Origin of the sequence: Blautia sp. MSK18_10 (assembly GCF_020553185.1) — a bacterium.
GTDB lineage: Bacteria > Bacillota > Clostridia > Lachnospirales > Lachnospiraceae > Blautia_A > Blautia_A wexlerae.
Genome location: NZ_JAJCGT010000097.1, coordinates 1 through 1,820 on the forward strand (window position 1 = coordinate 1; position 1,820 = coordinate 1,820).

Below are 1,820 nucleotides of genomic sequence, written 5' to 3' on the forward strand. Positions count from 1 at the left end.
TATCTTCCGCCGGTATTTCACTGACCATACCATATGGTAATTAATATTACACACAAGTGCGGTAATGTATACGATTTTCTTTCATACATATATGTATACCATGATGCTTGAATGAAAAAGTAAATTCTACATTCTAATATACGGGGGGGTGCGGACAAAATCTTGGACTAAATTGCTATTCCTAAACTACGTCTATACTGAAATGGACTCATTCCACCCAACGATATTTTAATTCGAGTTTCATTATACCAATGTATATATTCGTCTAATTTATGTATAAATGAATCAATAGATGCATGGTTCCAGTTTCTTCCATAAAACATTTCATTCTTTAGATGACCAAAGAATCCCTCGCATGCAGAATTATCCGGAGAGCATCCTTTCTTTGACATAGAGCGAGTAAGACCGGCAGTGTCCATAAGATTTATCCATTCCGGCCAACGATAATGACATCCTCGATCAGAATGAACCAGAGGATGCTCTGAAGGATCAAGCTGCTCAATAGCTTTTTGAAGCATGGTATTTGCAAGTTTGGAGTTTGGGGAAGTGCCAATTGTCCAGGAAACAACCATTCCATCAAAACAATCTATAATAGGGGAAAGATAGATTTTGCCTGCTGGGATATGAAATTCTGTTATATCTGTAAGCCATTTTTCGTTTGGTTTTTTAGCTGAAAAATCACGTTTTATTATGTTATCAACTTCAGGAGTAATCTCCCCCTTATAGGAGTTATATTTTCTTTTTCTTGCTGCTTTAACGATTAATTGTTCTTCGTTCATTATACGACGGACTATTTTTTCAGAAACAATAATACCATCTTTTCTTAACAGACAATGTATGCGACGATAGCCATATATTTCTTTATTACACATAAAGAGCTCTTTTATTTGTTGGCGTAATTCTTTATATTTGTCTTTGCTTTTTATGCATTGTACCTGATAACAGTAGCTACTTTTAGAAAGCTTTAAAACAGGTAGCAGTTCATTTAATTTATATTTATTACATAGGGCATCAATCAAGAAAACTTTTTCACGATTAGTCAATTGATCAAGATTGATGCCCTCCTCTTTTTTTAAGATATCGCCTGCCTTTTCGAGAATGTCACGCTCTAATTGAAGTTTATATACATCGTTTTCGAGACGTTTGACTTTAGCTTCCAGTTCTGCTTTCTCACGTATTAATTGTTCGATGCTTTTATCTTCAGCAGGAGGTTGGATCATTTTCAAAGTTTTCCCTTCACCAAGCAGTTCTTTTCTCCAAATAGAAACAGCAGATGGAGTAACACCATATATTTCGGCTATCTGTGCTATCTTTAAGTTACCTTTGCATGATTCCATTACTGCTTGTATTTTTTCTTCTTGGGAACATCTTACATGAGATTTAAAAGATTTACAACGTCTTTTACCTTCCTCTGGACAAAGTTCTTTAACCCATTGTATAAGAAGAGGTCTGCTTGGGTATCCAAGTGCTTTTACCGTCTGTAATGCATTTCGGTCATGAGCAAAGTAATAATCAACAGCGTCTCTCTTTTCCCTGTCAGAAAATTTACTGACCTTTTTGCGCCCCTTATGAAGATCATTAGACTCTGAATACTCTTTATACCAATGCTTGAGATTTGATGCATCAGGGTAACCTAATTTACTAACTGTGTATGCTGCATTATATCCACAAGTGATATAAAACTTTACAGCACGGATGCGGTCTTCGTAAGAATACATATGAACCTCCTAACTCTTAGTTGGTCCAAGATTTTGTCCGCATCTCCATACCTTGATTTTATGCGGGATTTAATTCTATTTTCGGAGATATACAACTTGATT

At 35.5% G+C, this 1,820-nt stretch carries 1 protein-coding gene and 1 pseudogene; both read right to left on the minus strand.

What is annotated here, in order from left to right; genetic code table 11:
• Window positions 1-85, minus strand: a pseudogene (locus tag LI074_RS18260) (IS200/IS605 family transposase); the annotation flags it as partial.
• Between the two features lie 82 nt (window positions 86-167).
• Entirely contained in the window at window positions 168-1,718 is a 1,551-nt protein-coding gene (locus tag LI074_RS16940; RefSeq protein ID WP_173698445.1) for an IS3 family transposase, read from the minus strand.
• Window positions 1,719-1,820: the final 102 nt, after the last annotated feature.